General features: G+C 72.7%; 13 protein-coding genes. 4 read left to right on the forward strand and 9 right to left on the reverse strand.

The window, feature by feature from the left end:
- Positions 1-10: 10 nt before the first annotated feature.
- On the forward strand, positions 11-547 hold the full coding sequence (locus tag Q673_RS34705) for a DNA-3-methyladenine glycosylase I (protein ID WP_023007419.1): 537 nt from the start codon (positions 11-13) through the stop codon (positions 545-547).
- A gap of 82 nt (positions 548-629) precedes the next feature.
- Entirely contained in the window at positions 630-1697 is a 1068-nt protein-coding gene (locus tag Q673_RS34710) for a metal-dependent hydrolase (RefSeq protein ID WP_023007420.1), read from the forward strand.
- An 89-nt stretch (positions 1698-1786) separates the two neighbouring features.
- Here Q673_RS34710 and Q673_RS34715 read toward each other — a convergent pair whose 3' ends face one another.
- The 3 genes from Q673_RS34715 to metE all read right to left on the reverse strand — a co-directional run bounded on the left by Q673_RS34715 (position 1787) and on the right by metE (position 5771).
- Positions 1787-2395 carry an FMN-dependent NADH-azoreductase gene (locus tag Q673_RS34715; protein ID WP_023007421.1) on the reverse strand — a complete coding sequence of 203 codons (609 nt, stop codon included), beginning with the start codon at positions 2393-2395 and terminating at the stop codon, positions 1787-1789.
- 105 nt (positions 2396-2500) lie between these two features.
- Positions 2501-3196: a COG3650 family protein gene (locus Q673_RS34720; protein WP_023007422.1), complete on the reverse strand. Its 696-nt coding sequence runs from the start codon at positions 3194-3196 to the stop codon at positions 2501-2503.
- A gap of 274 nt (positions 3197-3470) precedes the next feature.
- Complete coding sequence (metE, locus tag Q673_RS34725; RefSeq protein ID WP_023007423.1) at positions 3471-5771, reverse strand: 5-methyltetrahydropteroyltriglutamate--homocysteine S-methyltransferase; 2301 nt, start codon at positions 5769-5771, stop codon at positions 3471-3473.
- 101 nt (positions 5772-5872) lie between these two features.
- On the opposite strand from metE, the gene Q673_RS34730 reads away from it, so the two are divergent.
- Entirely contained in the window at positions 5873-6787 is a 915-nt protein-coding gene (locus Q673_RS34730; RefSeq protein ID WP_023007424.1) for a LysR family transcriptional regulator, read from the forward strand.
- On the opposite strand, the gene Q673_RS34735 is transcribed toward Q673_RS34730, so the two are convergent.
- Complete coding sequence (locus tag Q673_RS34735; protein ID WP_023007425.1) at positions 6774-8402, reverse strand: ATP-binding protein; 1629 nt, start codon at positions 8400-8402, stop codon at positions 6774-6776. The two genes, Q673_RS34730 and Q673_RS34735, sit on opposite strands and share 14 nt — an antisense overlap.
- Before the next feature lie 3 nt (positions 8403-8405).
- The gene (locus Q673_RS34740; RefSeq protein ID WP_023007426.1) at positions 8406-9119 is read right to left on the reverse strand and encodes a winged helix-turn-helix domain-containing protein; all 714 of its coding nucleotides are present in this window, start codon (positions 9117-9119) and stop codon (positions 8406-8408) included.
- Positions 9120-9478: 359 nt separating this feature from the next.
- On the opposite strand from Q673_RS34740, the gene Q673_RS34745 reads away from it, so the two are divergent.
- A complete protein-coding gene (locus Q673_RS34745) occupies positions 9479-9691 on the forward strand; it encodes a DUF3565 domain-containing protein (protein ID WP_023007428.1) in 213 nt (70 codons plus the stop codon).
- Between the two features lie 63 nt (positions 9692-9754).
- Here Q673_RS34745 and Q673_RS34750 read toward each other — a convergent pair whose 3' ends face one another.
- The 4 genes from Q673_RS34750 to Q673_RS34765 form a co-directional block, all read right to left on the reverse strand.
- A complete protein-coding gene (locus Q673_RS34750) occupies positions 9755-9934 on the reverse strand; it encodes a PLDc N-terminal domain-containing protein (protein WP_023007429.1) in 180 nt (59 codons plus the stop codon).
- A 103-nt stretch (positions 9935-10037) separates the two neighbouring features.
- Positions 10038-12344 carry a helicase C-terminal domain-containing protein gene (locus Q673_RS34755; RefSeq protein WP_152527161.1) on the reverse strand — a complete coding sequence of 769 codons (2307 nt, stop codon included), beginning with the start codon at positions 12342-12344 and terminating at the stop codon, positions 10038-10040.
- A gap of 5 nt (positions 12345-12349) precedes the next feature.
- Complete coding sequence (locus Q673_RS34760; protein ID WP_023007431.1) at positions 12350-14056, reverse strand: VRR-NUC domain-containing protein; 1707 nt, start codon at positions 14054-14056, stop codon at positions 12350-12352.
- Positions 14057-14087: 31 nt separating this feature from the next.
- Entirely contained in the window at positions 14088-15194 is a 1107-nt protein-coding gene (locus tag Q673_RS34765) for an NAD(P)H-dependent flavin oxidoreductase (protein ID WP_327050017.1), read from the reverse strand.
- Positions 15195-15233 lie beyond the last annotated feature (39 nt).

Genomic DNA, 15233 nt, shown 5'->3' on the forward strand with positions numbered 1-15233 from the left:
AGATCCCCGCATGAGCGACTACTGTGACCTGGCCCCGGGGCATCCGTTTCATGGCCCCTACCATGACCACGAGTACGGCTTCCCGGTCGCGGGCGACGAGGCCCTGTTCGAGCGACTGGCCCTCGAGATCAACCAGGCGGGGCTCTCCTGGCTCACCGTGCTCAAGAAGCGCGAGGCCTTCCGGCGCGCCTTCGAGGGCTTCGATATCGACCGGGTGGCCGCCTACGGCGAGGCCGAGCGCGCCCGTCTGCTCGCCGACCCCGGCATCATCCGCAATCGTCTGAAGGTCGAGGCGGTGATCCACAACGCCGGTGTGCTCCAGACCCTGCGCGACGCCCACGGCAGCTTCCGCGGCTGGCTCGACCATCACCATCCTCTGCCCCACGCCGACTGGGTCAGGCTCTTCAAGCGCACCTTCAAGTTCACCGGACCGGAGATCGTCGGCGAGTTCCTGATGAGCACCGGCTACCTGCCCGGCGCCCACCGCGACGACTGCCCGGTGCAGGCGCGCATCCTCGCCGCCTCGCCGCCCTGGACACGCCGCTGATGCCGCCAGCCGGGCGGCCGGGGGAACCCTCGCCGCCGTCAGGCATCCCAGATCAGACCCCGACCACGAGGACACCTCGACCATGGATTCCCTGACCCAGGCGGCGCTGGGCGCCGCGGTGGGGGGCGCCGTGCTCGGCCGCCGCCTGGGCCGCAAGGCCGTGCTGATCGGCGCCGCGCTCGGCACCCTCCCCGACCTCGACGTGGTGATCGACTACGGCGACGCCGTGGCCAACGTCACCGAGCATCGCGGCTTCTCCCACTCGCTGTTCGTGCTGACGGGGCTGGCCGCGCTGCTCACCCTGCTGGCGAGGCGCCTCGCCCCGGCCCGGGACATCACCGCGGGGCGCTGGGCGACCTTCTTCGGCCTCTGCCTGCTCACCCACCCGCTGCTCGACGCCCTGACCACCTACGGCACCCAGATCTGGTGGCCGCTGGACGTGCGCCCCGCCGCCTACCCCATCGTCTTCATCATCGACCCGCTGGTCACGCTGCCGCTGCTGGTGGGGATCGGGGTGGCCCTGGTCACCGGCAACGGCCAGCGCGCCCCGGCCCGGGGGCTGGCGCTGGCGGGCGCCTACCTGGTGCTGGCCTTCGGCGCCAAGCAGCTGGTGGAGGCGCGTCTCGAACCGGTGCTGGCCGAGCGCGGCCTCGAGGCGAGCCCGCGACTGCTCCAGCCCACCCCCTTCAACATCCTGCTGTGGCGGGCCACGGTGGTGGCGGGTGACGACCACCACGAGCTGCTGGTGGGCGTGCTGGACGGCGACATCCCGCCAACGGTGGAGACCTACCGCCGCGGCGCCGAGCTCGAGGCGGCGGCACTGGAAACCGATCGCGGCCGGCGCCTGGCGTGGTTCGCCGGCCCCTTCCTGCGCTACGAGAGCCGTGAGATCGACGGCCGGGAGACCCTGGTGGCCACCGACCTGCGCCTGGGCTTCCCGGGATTCCACCCCTTCGCCTTCGACCTGGCGATCCGCGACGGGGAGGCATGGCGGCCGGTGGCGACCTCCCGCCAGCTCCCGGCGCCGTCCCGCGGCAACCGCGAGGCGCTGACGCGCCTCGCCGGGCGCATCCTGACCCCGAGCCCGGCACTGTGCACCAGCGACTTCGTCGCCGCCGGCTGGCTGCGGGAGGCGCCCGAGGGCTGCTGAGCCAGCACCGGGCAACACAAGCAACGGGGCGGCAACGGGGCGGCTCATGGGCCGCCCCGCTGCGTTGCCGTGGCTCGGCTGGTGTCGCCTTACAGGCGCTCCACCAGGCCATCGATGGCCTGGCGGGCCTCCTTGAGCGCCGCCTCGCGATGCGACTCGCCCATGTTGAGCCCCTCGGCGAAGACGGTGTCCACCTCGGTGATCCCCATCATGCCCAGCATCAGCTTGAGGTGAGGGGTCTGGGTGTCCTTCTCGGTGCCGGCGTACTGGCCGCCACGGGCCGCCAGGATCACCGCGCGCTTGCCCTCCACCAGGCCCTGGGGGCCGTTCTCGGTGTAGCGGAAGGTCTCGCCGGCACGCATCACCCGGTCGAACCACGCCTTGAGCTGGCTGGGGATCCCCAGGTTGTACATCGGCACCCCCAGCACCACGACGTCGTGGCCGCGCAGCTCGGCGAGCAGGACGTCGGAGCGGGCGGCCAGCGCGCGCTGCTCGTCGCTGCGCTCCTCGGCCGCCACCTGCCAGCTGCCCAGCTCGGCCAGCCCCAGGTGCGGCAGCTCCTCGGCCACCAGGTCGCGATGGGTGACCTCGACGCCGTCACGGGACGCGGCGCGGGCGATGAAGTGCTCGGCCAGCCCCTTGGACTGGCCGTTCTCGGCGAGGATGGAAGCGGTAAGCACGAGGACACGAGTGGTCATGGCGACCTCCTTGGATCAGACATGGAAGGATGATCGCCATGATAGTTGGATTATTTGCCAAGAAAAGCGCAAATATCCGCCTTCAATATTCGATAAAAACGAAAATCAGGGCGCAATCCCCTGGCCACAGCCCCGATACTGCTCCCCGTCGACGCTGAGGGTCACCCGCGCCGGGAAGGGCTCGCCGCTCATGTCGTCGAGGCAGGCGCCGGCCTCGATGCGCAGCGTGAAGGGGGTGTCGCCGCGCCCGCTGGCCAGGATCACCCGCCCTGCCTCGTTGTCGAGGGTCGTCACCCGATAGGGCAGGGTCTGCTCGCGGCTGCCGTAGTCGAGGGTCAGGGTAACCTCGGGCCGGTCGTGGGCGAGGCTCGCCATCCAGCCCGGCTCGTTGCCCCGGGCGTGGAACATCACCCCGGGGCGCTGCTCGCGGGTCAGCGCCTGGCGGCGCAGGCGGGCCTGGCACTCCAGCCGTCCGCGAGGCGACTCGACCACGGCCCCCTCCCCCTTGTTCCAGAAGCTCAGCTCGCCCTGCTCGAAGCGCGCCCCGCTGGCCACCACGGCGGGGGTCAGCCGCCAGGCGCCGTGGGCCGACCACAGCCGCAGCTCCTCCTCGCCGGCGGCGGTAACCAGCGCCTGGTCCGGGGTGCAACGCCAGGCGGTGAAGGCCTCCGCCTCGCCGGGGAAGAGGGTCGAGGGCAGCAGCGGGGCCTGGCCGGTCGGGGTGATCGGCGCGGGGGCGCTGGCACAGCCCCCCAGCAGCAGGGTGGCGCCGAACAGGACGGGGGCGAGCGGGCGGGACATGGCGACTCCTTGCATGAGCGGGTTCCGATGGCCCCGAGCATAGCAGCTCCCGCCGCCCGCCGGCGCCACCCGGCCATGTCACCCAGGGCAATCGCAGTTAGTCATGCGGCGATAGCGAAAGGCGCCGGGGACAGGTCGTGGAGGGGGTCCTATGCCAGGGAAGGCATCGGTAGCGCCCAGGGAGGGGTTCACAGCGCCCCCTCGAAGGCCTGTCGCCGGGAGAGCCTTGAGCGGTGCTTCCCTCTGCGATAGCCCCGCATGGCTGCAGGCACGCTCAGCCGAAGCGTCGCCGCAGCTCGCGCGCGGCCGCCACCATGTTGGCCAGCGCCGGTTCCACCTCCTCCCAGCGACGCGTCTTGAGGCCGCAGTCGGGGTTGACCCACAGCCGTTCGGCGGGGATGCGCTCGGCCGCCCGCGCCAGCAGCCTCACCATCGCGTCGACCTCGGGCACATTGGGTGAGTGGATGTCGTAGACGCCGGGGCCGATCTCGTTGGGGTAGGCGAAGTCGCGGAAGGCGTCGAGCAGCTCCATGTCCGAGCGCGAGGTCTCGATGGTGATGACGTCGGCATCCAGGGCGGCGATCGCCTCGATGATGTCGTTGAACTCCGAATAGCACATGTGGGTGTGGATCTGGGTCGCGTCGCCCACCCCCGAGGCGGCCAGGCGGAAGCAGGCGACCGCCCAGTCGAGGTAGCCGGCCCACTCGCTGCGCCGCAGCGGCAACCCCTCGCGCAAGGCCGGCTCGTCGATCTGGATGGCGCGGATGCCGGCGGCCTCGAGGTCGGCCACCTCGTCACGCAGGGCCAGGGCGATCTGGCGGCAGGTGGTCTCGCGGGGCTGGTCGTCGCGCACGAAGGCCCACTGCAGCAGGGTCACGGGGCCGGTCAACATGCCCTTCATGGGGCGCTCGGTCAGCGACTGGGCATACTCGCTCCAGCGCACCGTCATCGGCCCCGGCCGGCTGACGTCACCGACGATCACCGGCGGCTTGACGCAGCGCGAGCCGTAGCTCTGCACCCAGCCGAAGCGGGTGAAGGCGTAGCCGTCGAGCCGCTCGCCGAAGTACTCCACCATGTCGTTGCGCTCCGCCTCGCCGTGCACCGGCATGTCGAGACCCAGCGCCTCCTGGCGCGCCACGGCGTGGGCGATCTCCTCCTCCATGCGCGCCTCGTAGGCGTCGCGGTCGAGCTCGCCGGCCTTGAAGGCGCGCCGCGCCCCGCGGATGGCGTCGGTCTGGGGGAAGGAGCCGATGGTCGTGGTGGGAAAGAGCGGCAGGTCCAGGGCCCGGCGCTGGGCCAGGGCCCGCCGCGGGTAGGGGCTGGCGCGCTCGTGGTCCGTCGGCTCCACCCCGGCCAGGCGGTCGGCCACCTCGGGACGGTGCAGGCGGGTCGAGTCGCGGCGGGCCTGCAGGGCCGCGGTGGCATCCGCCAGCCGCTCGTGGTCGACCGCGGTGGCGCGGCCGTCGAGCAGGCGCGCCAGGGTCACCGTCTCGTCGAGCTTCTGGCGGGCGAAGGCGAGCCAGCGCCTGAGCTCGGGATCCAGTTCGGTCTCCCGCGCCAGATCCACCGGCACGTGCAGCAGCGAGCATGAAGGGGCGATCCACAGCCGCTCGCCGAGGCGCAGGCGCGCCGCGGCCAGGCGTTCGCGCCACAGGGCCAGGTCGGCGCGCCATACGTTGCGCCCGTCGATCGCCCCCACCGAGAGCACCTTGTAGGCGGGCAGGCGGTCGAGCACGGCCTCGAGCTCGCCGGGGGCACGCACGGCATCCACGTGCAGCCCGTCGGTGGGCAGCGAGGCGGCCAGCCCAAGGTTGTCGCCAAGGCCACCGAAGTAGCTGGCCAGCAGCAACTTCACCGGAGCGCGGGCAAGCACGCTGTAGGCGGCCTCATAGGCCTGCCGCCAGGCGGGCGGCAGCTCCTGCACCAGCGCCGGCTCGTCGAGCTGTACCCAGGCCACCCCCTGGGCCGCCAGGCGGGCGAGGAGCTCGCCGTAGACCGGCAGCAGGGCGTCCAGCAACGAGAGCCGGTCGAAGGGGACCTCGCCCTTCTCCTTGCCGAGCCACAGCCAGGTCAGCGGGCCGAGCAGGGTGACCTTGACCGGATGGCCGGCGGCCAGCGCCTCGTCCACCTGGTCGAACAGGCGCGTCGAGGCCAGGCGGAAGGCCTGGCCCGCGTGCAGCTCCGGCACCAGGTAGTGGTAGTTGGTATCGAAGTACTTGGTCATCTCGCAGGCCGCGGCAGGTGCCCCCGAGGGGGCCCGGCCCCGAGCCATGCGGAAGGCGGTGTCCAGATCCACCTCGCCGGCGGCCACCTCGGCCTCGGCGGCGAAGCGTGGCGGCACCGCCCCGAGGGTGACCGAAAGGTCGAGCACCTGGTCGTAGAAGGCGAAGTCGCCCACCGTCACCAGGTCAAGCCCCGCCTCGCGCTGGGCGTCCCAGTGGCGGGCGCGCAGCTGGCGGCCCACCGCCTCCAGCCCCTCGCGGTCGAGCTCGCCGCGCCAGTAGGCCTCCACGGCGTGCTTCAGCTCGCGGTCGGCGCCGATGCGCGGATAGCCCGAAACATGAGCCAACGTCATGATTAACTCCTTTGTGCATGAACGATTCGGGGGAGTCTGGCTGGCCAAAGGGAGTGAATCAAACTAAACTTCCTAATCTTAAAAATGAAAGCGACTCACCCATGCTCGAGCTGCGACACCTCCGTACCCTGATCGCCCTGCGCGACGCCGGCTCCCTGGTGGAGGCGGCGGAGCGGGTGCACCTGACCCAGTCCGCCCTCTCCCACCAGATCAAGGACCTGGAGGAGCGCCTGGGCAGCCCGCTGTTCGTGCGCAAGACCCGGCCGGTGGAGTTCACCCGCGCCGGCCAGCGGCTGCTGACCCTGGCCGAGCAGGTGCTGCCCCTGGTGCGCATGGCCGAGCGCGACCTGGCGCGCCTGGCCGGCAACGAGCAGGGGCGTCTGCACATGGCGATCGAGTGCCACAGCTGCTTCCAGTGGCTGATGCCCACGGTGGATCACTTCCGCGACCACTGGCCGGAGGTGGAGATCGACATCCCCGGCGGCCACCACTTCGACCCGCTGCCGGCGCTGGCCCGCGAGCAGCTCGACCTGGTGATCACCGCCGATCCCCAGCCGTTGCCGGGGGTGCACTACGAGCCGCTGTTCCGCTACGAGGGGCTCTTGGCGGTGGCACGCCAGCACCCGCTGGCCGGCAAGCCCTTCGTCACTCCCGAGGAACTGGCCGAGGAGACCCTGATCACCTACCCGGTGGAGCACTCGCGGCTGGATGTCTTCACCCAGTTCCTCGACCCGGCGGGGGTCAGGCCCCGGGAGGTGCGTACCGCCGAGCTGACCATCATGATGATGCAGCTGGTGGCCAGCGGGCGCGGCGTCTGCGCGCTGCCCAACTGGGCGCTGACCGAGTACCTGGAGCGCGACTACGTCAAGGCGGTGGCGCTGGGGGAGAAGGGAGTATGGAGCACGCTGTTCGCGGCGATCCGCGAGGAGACCCGCAGCGCCCCCTGGATGGAGGACTTCCTGCGCACCGCCCGAGAGACCTCCTTCGCGGTGCTGGACGGCATCAGGCCGGCGTGAGGGGGGCGCTGCCGCCCCGCCGCGGCAGCAACAGGGTGAAGCGGGCCCCGCCGAGCTCAGGGCTGTCGTCCACCCCCACGCTGCCGCCGTGCCAGCTCATCACCTTCTGCACGATGGAGAGCCCCAGGCCGTAGCCGCCGGAGCTGCGGGTGCGGCTGTCGTCCAGGCGGGCGAAGGGCTTGAAGACGGTCTGGCGATCGGCCACCGGCACCCCGGGACCATCGTCCTCCACGTCGATGCGCACCAGGGCGAGCTCCTCCCTGACGCGGATCCTCACCCGCGAGCGGGCGTGGCGGCAGGCGTTGGCCACCAGGTTCTGCACGGCACGCTGCAGGTAGCGCGGTTCGGCCAGCGCCTCCACCTGGCTGCCCTCGGCCAGGCTCAGGGTGAGCTGCGGGTGGAGCGGGCTGAGCGCCTCGATGACTCGGCGTGCCAGGTCGCGACAGTCGACCTGCTCGGCGTTCATCTCGCGGCCGTCGACCGCCTCGCTGCCCAGCCGGGCATAGGTCAGGATCTCGTCGATCAGGCCGTCGAGCTCCTCGATATCGGCGTCGACCCCCTGCAGCTGCCGGCGCACCCCCGGGTCCGTGGTCATGTCCTCGACCATCTGCACCGCGAAGCGGATGCGTGCCACCGGGGTGCGCAGCTCGTGGGAGACGGCGCGGATCATGTCCTGCTGGGCGCGCAGCAGCGACTGCACCTGGGCCGCCATGCCGTTGAGCGCCATGCCCAGGCGCCCCACGAAGTCGGCGCTCTCCACCTTGACCCGGGTGTCCAGGCGCCCGGCGGCGATCCGCGAGGCGGCCTGCTCCAGGCGCACCATGCGCGCCTCCACCCCGCGCACGATCAGGTAGATGGTCACCCCCAGCACCGCCAGCAGCACCAGGACCAGCAGCAGCTGCAGCGAGCCGGGCATCGGCTCGAAGGCGGAGACCGGCCCCACCACCAGCCAGCTGGCGTCGCCGCTGCGCTCGCGCAGCGCCAGGTAGATGGCCACCGACCAGCGCCCGGGCAGCAGCTGGATCACCACCTCGCCGTTGGAGAGGCGCCGCAGCTGGTGGTCGTCGAGCCCGGTGGGGGGCGCCTCCTGCAGGCGGATCGGCAGGCGCCCCTCCGCCAGGCGCTCGAGCCGGGCCTGGCGGGCCTCGGCGGGCACGCCCGCCAGCCACTCGCCGAGCAGCTCGGTCAGCCCGCGCAGCTGGTGCTCGCTGAGGTTGGTGAGCTCGACCCGCAGCAGCCGTTCGCCGCCGGGCAGCAGCGACTGCAGCCGCCAGCCGGTCTCCTCGCGAGGCTCGACCAGCACCCGTCCCCGCTCCAGGCGCAGGCGGGCGAAGTAGCCCGGTGCCGCCTCGTCCAGCGCCAGCACGCCGGCGGTCATGTCCAGGCGTCGGCTCTGGGCATCCAGCCAGTCGTCGTGGGCGCTGGCAGGCAGGGTGGCGAGGCGCGCGGCGAGCAGCCGCATGGGCGCCTCGGCGAGCTGCTCGCGGTGCGCCTCGCGGCGCACCTGGTCGACCAGCGCCAGGCCCAGCAGGGCCAGGCCGAAGGTCAGCAGCAGGGCCAGCGCCAGCAGCAGGTAGACGCGCAGGAAGGTGCTGTCGGCGAGGACCCGACGCATGGTTCAGCCGTCCTTGACGAAGAGGTAGCCCTTGCTGCGCACCGTCTTGATGCGGTGCGGCTGGTTGGGGTCGTCGCCGATCTTGGGGCGGATGCGCGACACGCGCACGTCGATGGAGCGGTCCTGGCCGTCGTACTTGATGCCGCGCAGCTGGGAGAAGATCTCCTCGCGGGTCAGCACCCGGCCGGCGTTGCTGGCCAGCAGCCAGAGCAGGTCGAACTCGGCGCTGGTGAGCTCGATGCGCTCGCCGGCCAGCCACGCCTCGCGGGTGGCGTTGTCGATCTCCAGGGTGTCGAAGGTGAGGCGGGTCTCGCCGCTGCCCTCGCCGATCTCGGCGCGGCGCAGCAGGGCGCGCATGCGCGCCAGCAGCACCCGCGGCTGCACCGGCTTGGCCACGTAGTCGTCGGCGCCCATCTCCAGGCCCAGCACCTGGTCCATGTCGTCGGTACGCGCGGTGAGCATCAGGATCGGCCCGGGATAGTCGTCGCGCACCCGGCGGCAGATCGACAGGCCATCCTCGCCCGGCAGCATCAGGTCGAGGATCACCAGGTCGGGCTGCAGGGAGAGGATCCGCTCGACCCCGCGGGCGCCATCGGCCTCCAGGGTCACCCGGAAGCCATTGGCCTCCAGGTAGTCCCGGGTCAGCTCGGCCAGGCGCTGGTCGTCCTCGATGATCAGCACGTGGTCCTGATCATGGGGCAGCAGGCTATCGTCCATCCTCGCGTCGTCTCCCTGGGTCGGTGGAAGGCGCACCCTGCGGTGCACCGCCATTTCCTGAAGGATACCCGAAAACGCGGCCGCCGCCTGCCCGTCGGTGTCCGGCGACAGCGTGCTCCCCGGGATAACCCCGGGGATAGCCCCGGGAATAGCCCGGCGGAGGTATTGTCGGACCCGGGACGCCGCGCCACACTGATGGTGTGCCTCGCCGTCGCGAGGCGTGGCAGTGGAGGTCCCCGCATGGAGAAGAGTGTCATCACCCGCGTCTACGTTCCCACCCACGTGCGCACCGGCCCGGACAGCGAGCGCGTGATCGTTCCCGGCCACTACCGGGCGCTTGACAGGCGCCGTTGAGCGCCATGCGCCAGCCCATCGTCGGCTACCACCGTGACGAGGAGGGGCACTGGGTGGCCGAGCTCGCCTGCGGCCATAACCAGCACGTGCGCCACCAGCCGCCCTGGGTCGAGCGCCCCTGGGTGACCAGCGAGGCGGGGCGACGCTCGCGCCTGGGCCTGGAACTTCGGTGCGTGAAGTGCGACCGCGGCGAGCCCCGCGACAATCCACTCCCCTGAACGCCTTCGGGCCACCCGAGGGTGGCCCGAAGGCTGGTCCGACGGCTCACGCCGGGGGCATCGCTACCCCTTGGGACCGAACAGAAACCACACGATCAGCCCCAACAGCGGGAAGAACAGCAGCACCAGGATCCAGATCAGCTTGGCCAGGCCACCGGCCGAGCTCTTGGCCACCTTGACGATGGCCCAGATCACGATGATCAGCCAGATCAGGCCGAGCAGCCCGGTCACTTCGATACCCATCCTGCACCTCCTTGTTGCCGTTTGCCTCGAATGCCTTGCCCCTCCATAGGTAGCACAGCCCCCGGCGGCGAACCAACCGTCTCCCGACCGCGACAGGCCTCGCTCACCCTAGCGGCGTCGGTTCGATGGCCGGCTCGCCCCACCACCCCGGCAGCTGCCGGCGCACCTCGGGGCGGGCGAAGCGGTCGTCCAGCAGCAGCAGGGTGCCGCGGTCCTCGGGCCCGCGGATCACGCGGCCGGCGGCCTGTACCACCTTGACCAGCCCCGGCACCCGGTAGGCGTACTCGTCGCCGCGCCCGAAGCGTGCCTGCAGGCGCGCCTTGAGCACCTCGTTGACCGGGTCGGCCGGCGGCAGCCCCAGGGTGGCGACGAAGGCCCCCACCAGCCGCTCGCCGGGGAGGTCGATCCCCTCGCCGAAGGCGCCGCCGAGCACCGCGAAGCCGATGCCGCGGCCATCCTCGGTGAAGCGGGCCAGGAAGGCGTCGCGCTCGGGCTCGGCCATGCCGCGATGCTGGGCCCAGGCCGGGATCCCGGGATGACTGGCGGTGAAGCGGGCGAACGCCGCCTCCAGGTAGACGAAGCTGCTGAAGAAGGCCAGGTAGAGGCCGGGGCGGCGCGCGTACTGGGCGGCGATCGCCTCGCCGATGGGCGAAAGCGACGCCTCGCGGTCGCGCAGCCGGGTGGAGAGGTCGGCGCGGATGCGCAGCTCGAGTTGGTCGGCGGCGAAGGGGGACGGCATCTCGCGCCAGACGCTGTCGGTGGGCAGCCCCAACAGGTCGCGCTGGTAGTCCGGCGGCCCCAGGGTGGCGGAGAACAGCACCGTGCTGTGGGCCGCGGCGAAGCGCGGGGCCAGGAAGTCCGCCGGGATCAGGTTGCGCAGCGCCAGCCGCGCCCTGCCCCGCCCCTCGCGGGTCAGCTCGCACAGGCTATGGTCGCCGAAGCGCTCCGCCAGGCGCGTGAAGGCCAGGGTCTCGAACAGCAGCTCCTGCCACTCGACGCCGAGCTCCGGGCGCTCGCCCAGCGCCTCGGTGAGCGCCCCGGCGAGCCCCTGCAGCACGCCGGGAAGGCCCTCGGGCAGCACCTCCAGCCGCCGCCAGGCGGGGCGCCCCGGCGCGCCGGACTCGCCAAGCCCCGCCTCGCGCACCAGGGCCTGCCAGTGCCGCTGCAGGCGCCCCAGCGGCGCCTTGAGCACGGCCGGGGCGGTACGGCGCAGCCGCGCCAGGTCGCGCTGGCGCAGGCTGACGCTGTACATGCCGCGCGCCCGGCCCACCAGGTTGTGGGCCTCGTCCACCAACAGGCCGACCCGCCAACCATTCTCCCGGGCCAGCCCATGGAGCAGGGCGTGGTCATCGAACCAGTGGTTGACGTCGCCCACCGTCACGTCGCTCCAGCGCGCCATCTCCTGGCCAAGGTAGTAGGGGCAGACGCCGTGCTCGGCGGCCAGCGCGCGCAGCGCCTCGCGGTCGAGCCAGCGCCGCTCGGCGGCCGCCTCGCGCGCCGCCGGCAGCCGGTCGTAGAAGCCCGCTGCCAGGGGGCAGGCCTCGCCGTGGCAGGCGCGCCCGGGGTATTCGCAGGCCTTGTCGCGGGCGGTCAGCTCCAGCACCCGCAGCGCCATGCCCCCCTCCCCGGAGGGGGTCGCGGCGCCGAGGCGGGCCAGGGCCTCCAACGCCAGCCGCCGTCCCGGGGTCTTCATGGTCAGGAAGGCGAGGCGGTCCAGGCCGTGGCGCGGCATCGCCTTGAGCAGCGGGAAGAGGGTACCCAGGGTCTTGCCGATGCCGGTGGGCGCCTGGGCCAGCAGCACCCGGCCGGTGGCCGCGGCCCGGTAGCACGCCTCGGCCAGGGGGCGCTGGCCGGGGCGGAAGTCGTCGAAGGGGAAGGCGAGGGCCTCGAGGGCCGCGTCGCGAGCAGCACGGTGACGCGCCTCACGTTCGGCCCAGGCGCGATAGCGCATGCAGCGCTCGGTGAGCTCCGTCATCAGCTCGGACGCCGTGGCCCGCTCGCTCACCCGCGTCTCGCGGCCGCTGCCCACCTCCAGGTAGACCAGCGCCAGCTCCACCTCGTCGAGCCCGCGCTCGGCGCACAGCAGGGCGCCGTAGCTGCGCAGCTGGGCGCGATGCAGGGCGCGCTGGTTGGCGGCCAGCCGCGAAAGCTCGCCGCGATGGGTCTTGACCTCCTCCAGGCGGTTGGCCGCCGGGTCATAGCCGTCGGCGCGCCCGCTCACCGAAAGCCCCGCCACCTCGCCGGAAAGCGGCAGCTCGGCCAGGTAGCCGGTACCGCGGCGACGCGCCACCTCGCGATGCCCCTCCTGGCCCTCCCGGGCAGTGGGCGAGGGGGTGAAGCGGTGGTCCAGGTCACCCTCCCGGGCGGTGACGTCACACAGGGTGCGCACCGCCACCCTGAGCCCCGACACGGCGCTCACGCGCTCACCTCCCAGCTCAGCTGGCACACCGCCGCGGGGATGCCGTGGCGCCGGAAGAAGGCCAGCCAGCGACGCTGGTTGTCCTGCAGGCGATCACCCGGCCCCTTGACCTCGATCAGCCGGTAGCGGGGCTCCCCCGCCGGGGCCTCGGGGAGGAACTGGACCAGGTCCGGCAGGCCGGCACGGTTGGCGCGCAGGTCGCCCAGCAGGCGCTCGAAGCAGGCGCGCAGGTGGGCCGGCGGGATGCAGGCCAGGGCCTGCGCCAGCAGCGCCTCGGAGAGCGCGCCCCAGTGTACGAAGGGGTTGGCCAGCCCCTGCTTGTCGCGCCAGGCGGCGAGGATGGCCTCGCGATGCGCCCCCGCCTCGAGGCGCGCCAGGCAGGCGTCGAAGCGCCCCCGCCGCCGCGCCACGAAGTCCTCGCGGTAGAGATCGGCGGGCCCGGACTGGAAGGGGTGGAAGAAGGCCCCGGGCAGCGGCGCGAAGAGCGCCTCCCAGCAGAGCAGGCCGAAGAGCCCGGTGACCAGGGTGTTCTCGACGTAGTGGACCGGTGCCGCCTCACGATGCAGGTGGTCGCGCACCGCGCCCTCGACCCAGGCGGGGCCGGGCAGGCGCAGGGTGAAGCGTTCGGGGGCCGGCTCAGTGGAGATCGCCCGGGGCGGCAGGCCCAGCCGGCGGCGCAGCCGCAGCAGCAGCCGGCCGAGCGCCTGGGCCTCGGCCTCGTCGCGGGTCAGCCGGGCCAGGGGCTCGGCCAGGGTCAGCGCCTTGCGCGTCTCGCCGCGCCGCTCGGCCAGGCGCAGCAGACGGATGCGCCCCTCGCCGCTCGCCGCGGGGGCCGGCCAGCCGGCGCGGCCATAGAGCGACAGCGCCAGCGCCCCCTCGCCCTGGCGCTCCGCCTGGCGTCCCAGGGCCAGGCAGAGCCGGGCGTGGCGCGACGCCAGCCAGGGGTTGGCGGGCCGCGCCGGCAGCGCCGCGGCCAGCAGGTCCGGCGCCTCACCCTCCTCCAGGCGGCCGCGCAGCGCGTGCAGCGCCAGGTAGGCGTCCACCTCCTCGCGGCGACGGAAGGCGCGGGCGTCGACGCCGAAGGGCACCGACTCGAAGCGCTGATGGCCCAGCTCGGCGAGCACGAACTCCGACCAGTCCTGGCGCAGGTTGCCGAAGAACATCAGCCGCAGGCGGTCGCAGGTGGCCATCACCGCCAGGCGCACCACCCCCTCCGGGGCCTCGGGCCACCAGGCGGCCAGCGGCCGCGGCGACGCGTCCCGAGCCAGCAGCGCCTCGCGCAGCACCGCCTTACCGGCACCGGCGGGCAGGCCGGCGGCGCGGATCTCGTCGGCCAGGGCCTGTCGCAGCTCGGGGAGGCGCAGCTGGGCGAAGAGGGTCTCGAGGGCGAGAGGTGGCGCCTCCTCCACCAGGCCGGCCGCCACCAGCGGCACCAGCGCCGCCGCGGTGTCGCCGGCATCGGCGTCGATCTCGGGGTAGGCGAGCCGCGAGGGGCGGAAGTGCTCGCCCTTGCGCATCACCATGCGCACCAGCAGCGCCCGGGCGGGCCGCGGCAGGTCGGCGAAGGCGGCGAGGAAGGCGTGCTCCGCCTCGCCGAGCAGGTCGCCGTGGCGTTCGGTTACCCAGGCCAGCACGAACTCGAAGTTCGTCAGGTAGTAGAAGGGATCATCGAGGGGGGCGGCAACCGCCGCGGCACTGTTCATGCATCCATGATATCAGCCCTGTCCACCGGGCTCACAGCCCCGCGGCGAGTGACTCGATCACCTCGGCGGCGGGCACCTCGCGACAGCGGCTGGCGTTCTGCCCGGCCCACAGCGGCGAGAAGTCGCCGCTGCCGCTGGCCTCGGCGGCGGCGCGCAGCGGGGCGATGGCCGCGGTGGCCAGGGGGAAGGCCGGTGCCACCTCGGCCATGGGGCCCAGCTCGCGCATTAGCCGGGTGATGATGCCCCGGGCCGGGCGGCCGCTGTAGAGATTGGTCAGCGCGGTGTGGCGTGCTGCCTCGGACTGCAGCGCTCGGCGATGGATCGCCGAGATCGTCGCCTCCGGACAGCACAGCAGCGCGGTGCCTACCTGGACGCCATCGGCACCCAGCGCCCGGGCAGCCGCCACACCGCAGGCATCGGCGATGCCGCCCGCGGCGATCAGCGGCAGACCGATCGCCTCGCGCACCTGGGGCAACAGGGCGAAGGTGCCGACCTGGGTGGTGACCTCCCCGTCGAGGAACATGCCGCGGTGTCCGCCCGCCTCCAGCCCCTGCACGATCACCGCATCGGCCCCCCGGGCCTCGAGCCACTCTGCCTCGGCCACGGTAGTCGCCGAGGCCAGCACCGTGGCCCCCCAGGCCTTGACCCGCTCGAGCAGCGCGGCCTCGGGCAGGCCGAAATGGAAGCTCACCACCTCGGGACGCAAAGGCTCCAGGGCGTCACACGTCTCGCGATCGAAGGGGCGTCGCCCCGGGCCCTCCGGCACGGCATCGATATCCAGGCCGAACTCGGCGAAGAAGGGGGCGAGGGCCGCGTGCCAGCGTGCCTGGGCCGCAGGGTCCGGCTCGGGCGGGACGTGACAGAAGAAGTTGACATTGAGGGGTGCCGGCGTGGCGGCGCGGAACGCCGCAAACTCCTCGGCCATGGCCTCCGGGGAGAGCATGGCGCAGGGCAGTGCCCCCAGCCCACCGGCACGCGCCACGGCGATGGCCAGGGCACTGCCCTGGGCACCGGCCATGGGTGCCTGGAGGATGGGCAGCGCGATACCGAGACGCTGATGGAGGGCTGGTGACTGGCTCATGGCGGACTCCGGCAGGATCAAGAGGGATCCTGGAGCCTGCCTGCCCTCCCCGTCCACGACAAGTCGACATTGGGGGAGTGCGGCGAGAGCGCCGGG

Origin of the sequence: Halomonas sp. PBN3, assembly GCF_000475415.1 — a bacterium.
In the GTDB taxonomy this organism is placed as follows: Bacteria; Pseudomonadota; Gammaproteobacteria; order Pseudomonadales; family Halomonadaceae; genus Halomonas; species Halomonas shengliensis.

What these genes read in the sequence shown, in the direction of transcription:
- Q673_RS34705 (WP_023007419.1), top strand. Translation starts at nt 11, where the DNA reads ATGAGCGACTACTGTGACCTGGCCCCGGGGCATCCGTTTCATGGCCCC.
- Q673_RS34745 (WP_023007428.1), top strand. Translation starts at nt 9,479, where the DNA reads ATGCGCCAGCCCATCGTCGGCTACCACCGTGACGAGGAGGGGCACTGG.
- Q673_RS34760 (WP_023007431.1), bottom strand. Translation starts at nt 14,056, where the DNA reads ATGAACAGTGCCGCGGCGGTTGCCGCCCCCCTCGATGATCCCTTCTAC.
- Q673_RS34710 (WP_023007420.1), top strand. Translation starts at nt 630, where the DNA reads ATGGATTCCCTGACCCAGGCGGCGCTGGGCGCCGCGGTGGGGGGCGCC.
- Q673_RS34730 (WP_023007424.1), top strand. Translation starts at nt 5,873, where the DNA reads ATGCTCGAGCTGCGACACCTCCGTACCCTGATCGCCCTGCGCGACGCC.
- metE (WP_023007423.1), bottom strand. Translation starts at nt 5,771, where the DNA reads ATGACGTTGGCTCATGTTTCGGGCTATCCGCGCATCGGCGCCGACCGC.
- Q673_RS34750 (WP_023007429.1), bottom strand. Translation starts at nt 9,934, where the DNA reads ATGGGTATCGAAGTGACCGGGCTGCTCGGCCTGATCTGGCTGATCATC.
- Q673_RS34735 (WP_023007425.1), bottom strand. Translation starts at nt 8,402, where the DNA reads ATGCGTCGGGTCCTCGCCGACAGCACCTTCCTGCGCGTCTACCTGCTG.
- Q673_RS34715 (WP_023007421.1), bottom strand. Translation starts at nt 2,395, where the DNA reads ATGACCACTCGTGTCCTCGTGCTTACCGCTTCCATCCTCGCCGAGAAC.
- Q673_RS34720 (WP_023007422.1), bottom strand. Translation starts at nt 3,196, where the DNA reads ATGTCCCGCCCGCTCGCCCCCGTCCTGTTCGGCGCCACCCTGCTGCTG.
- Q673_RS34740 (WP_023007426.1), bottom strand. Translation starts at nt 9,119, where the DNA reads ATGGACGATAGCCTGCTGCCCCATGATCAGGACCACGTGCTGATCATC.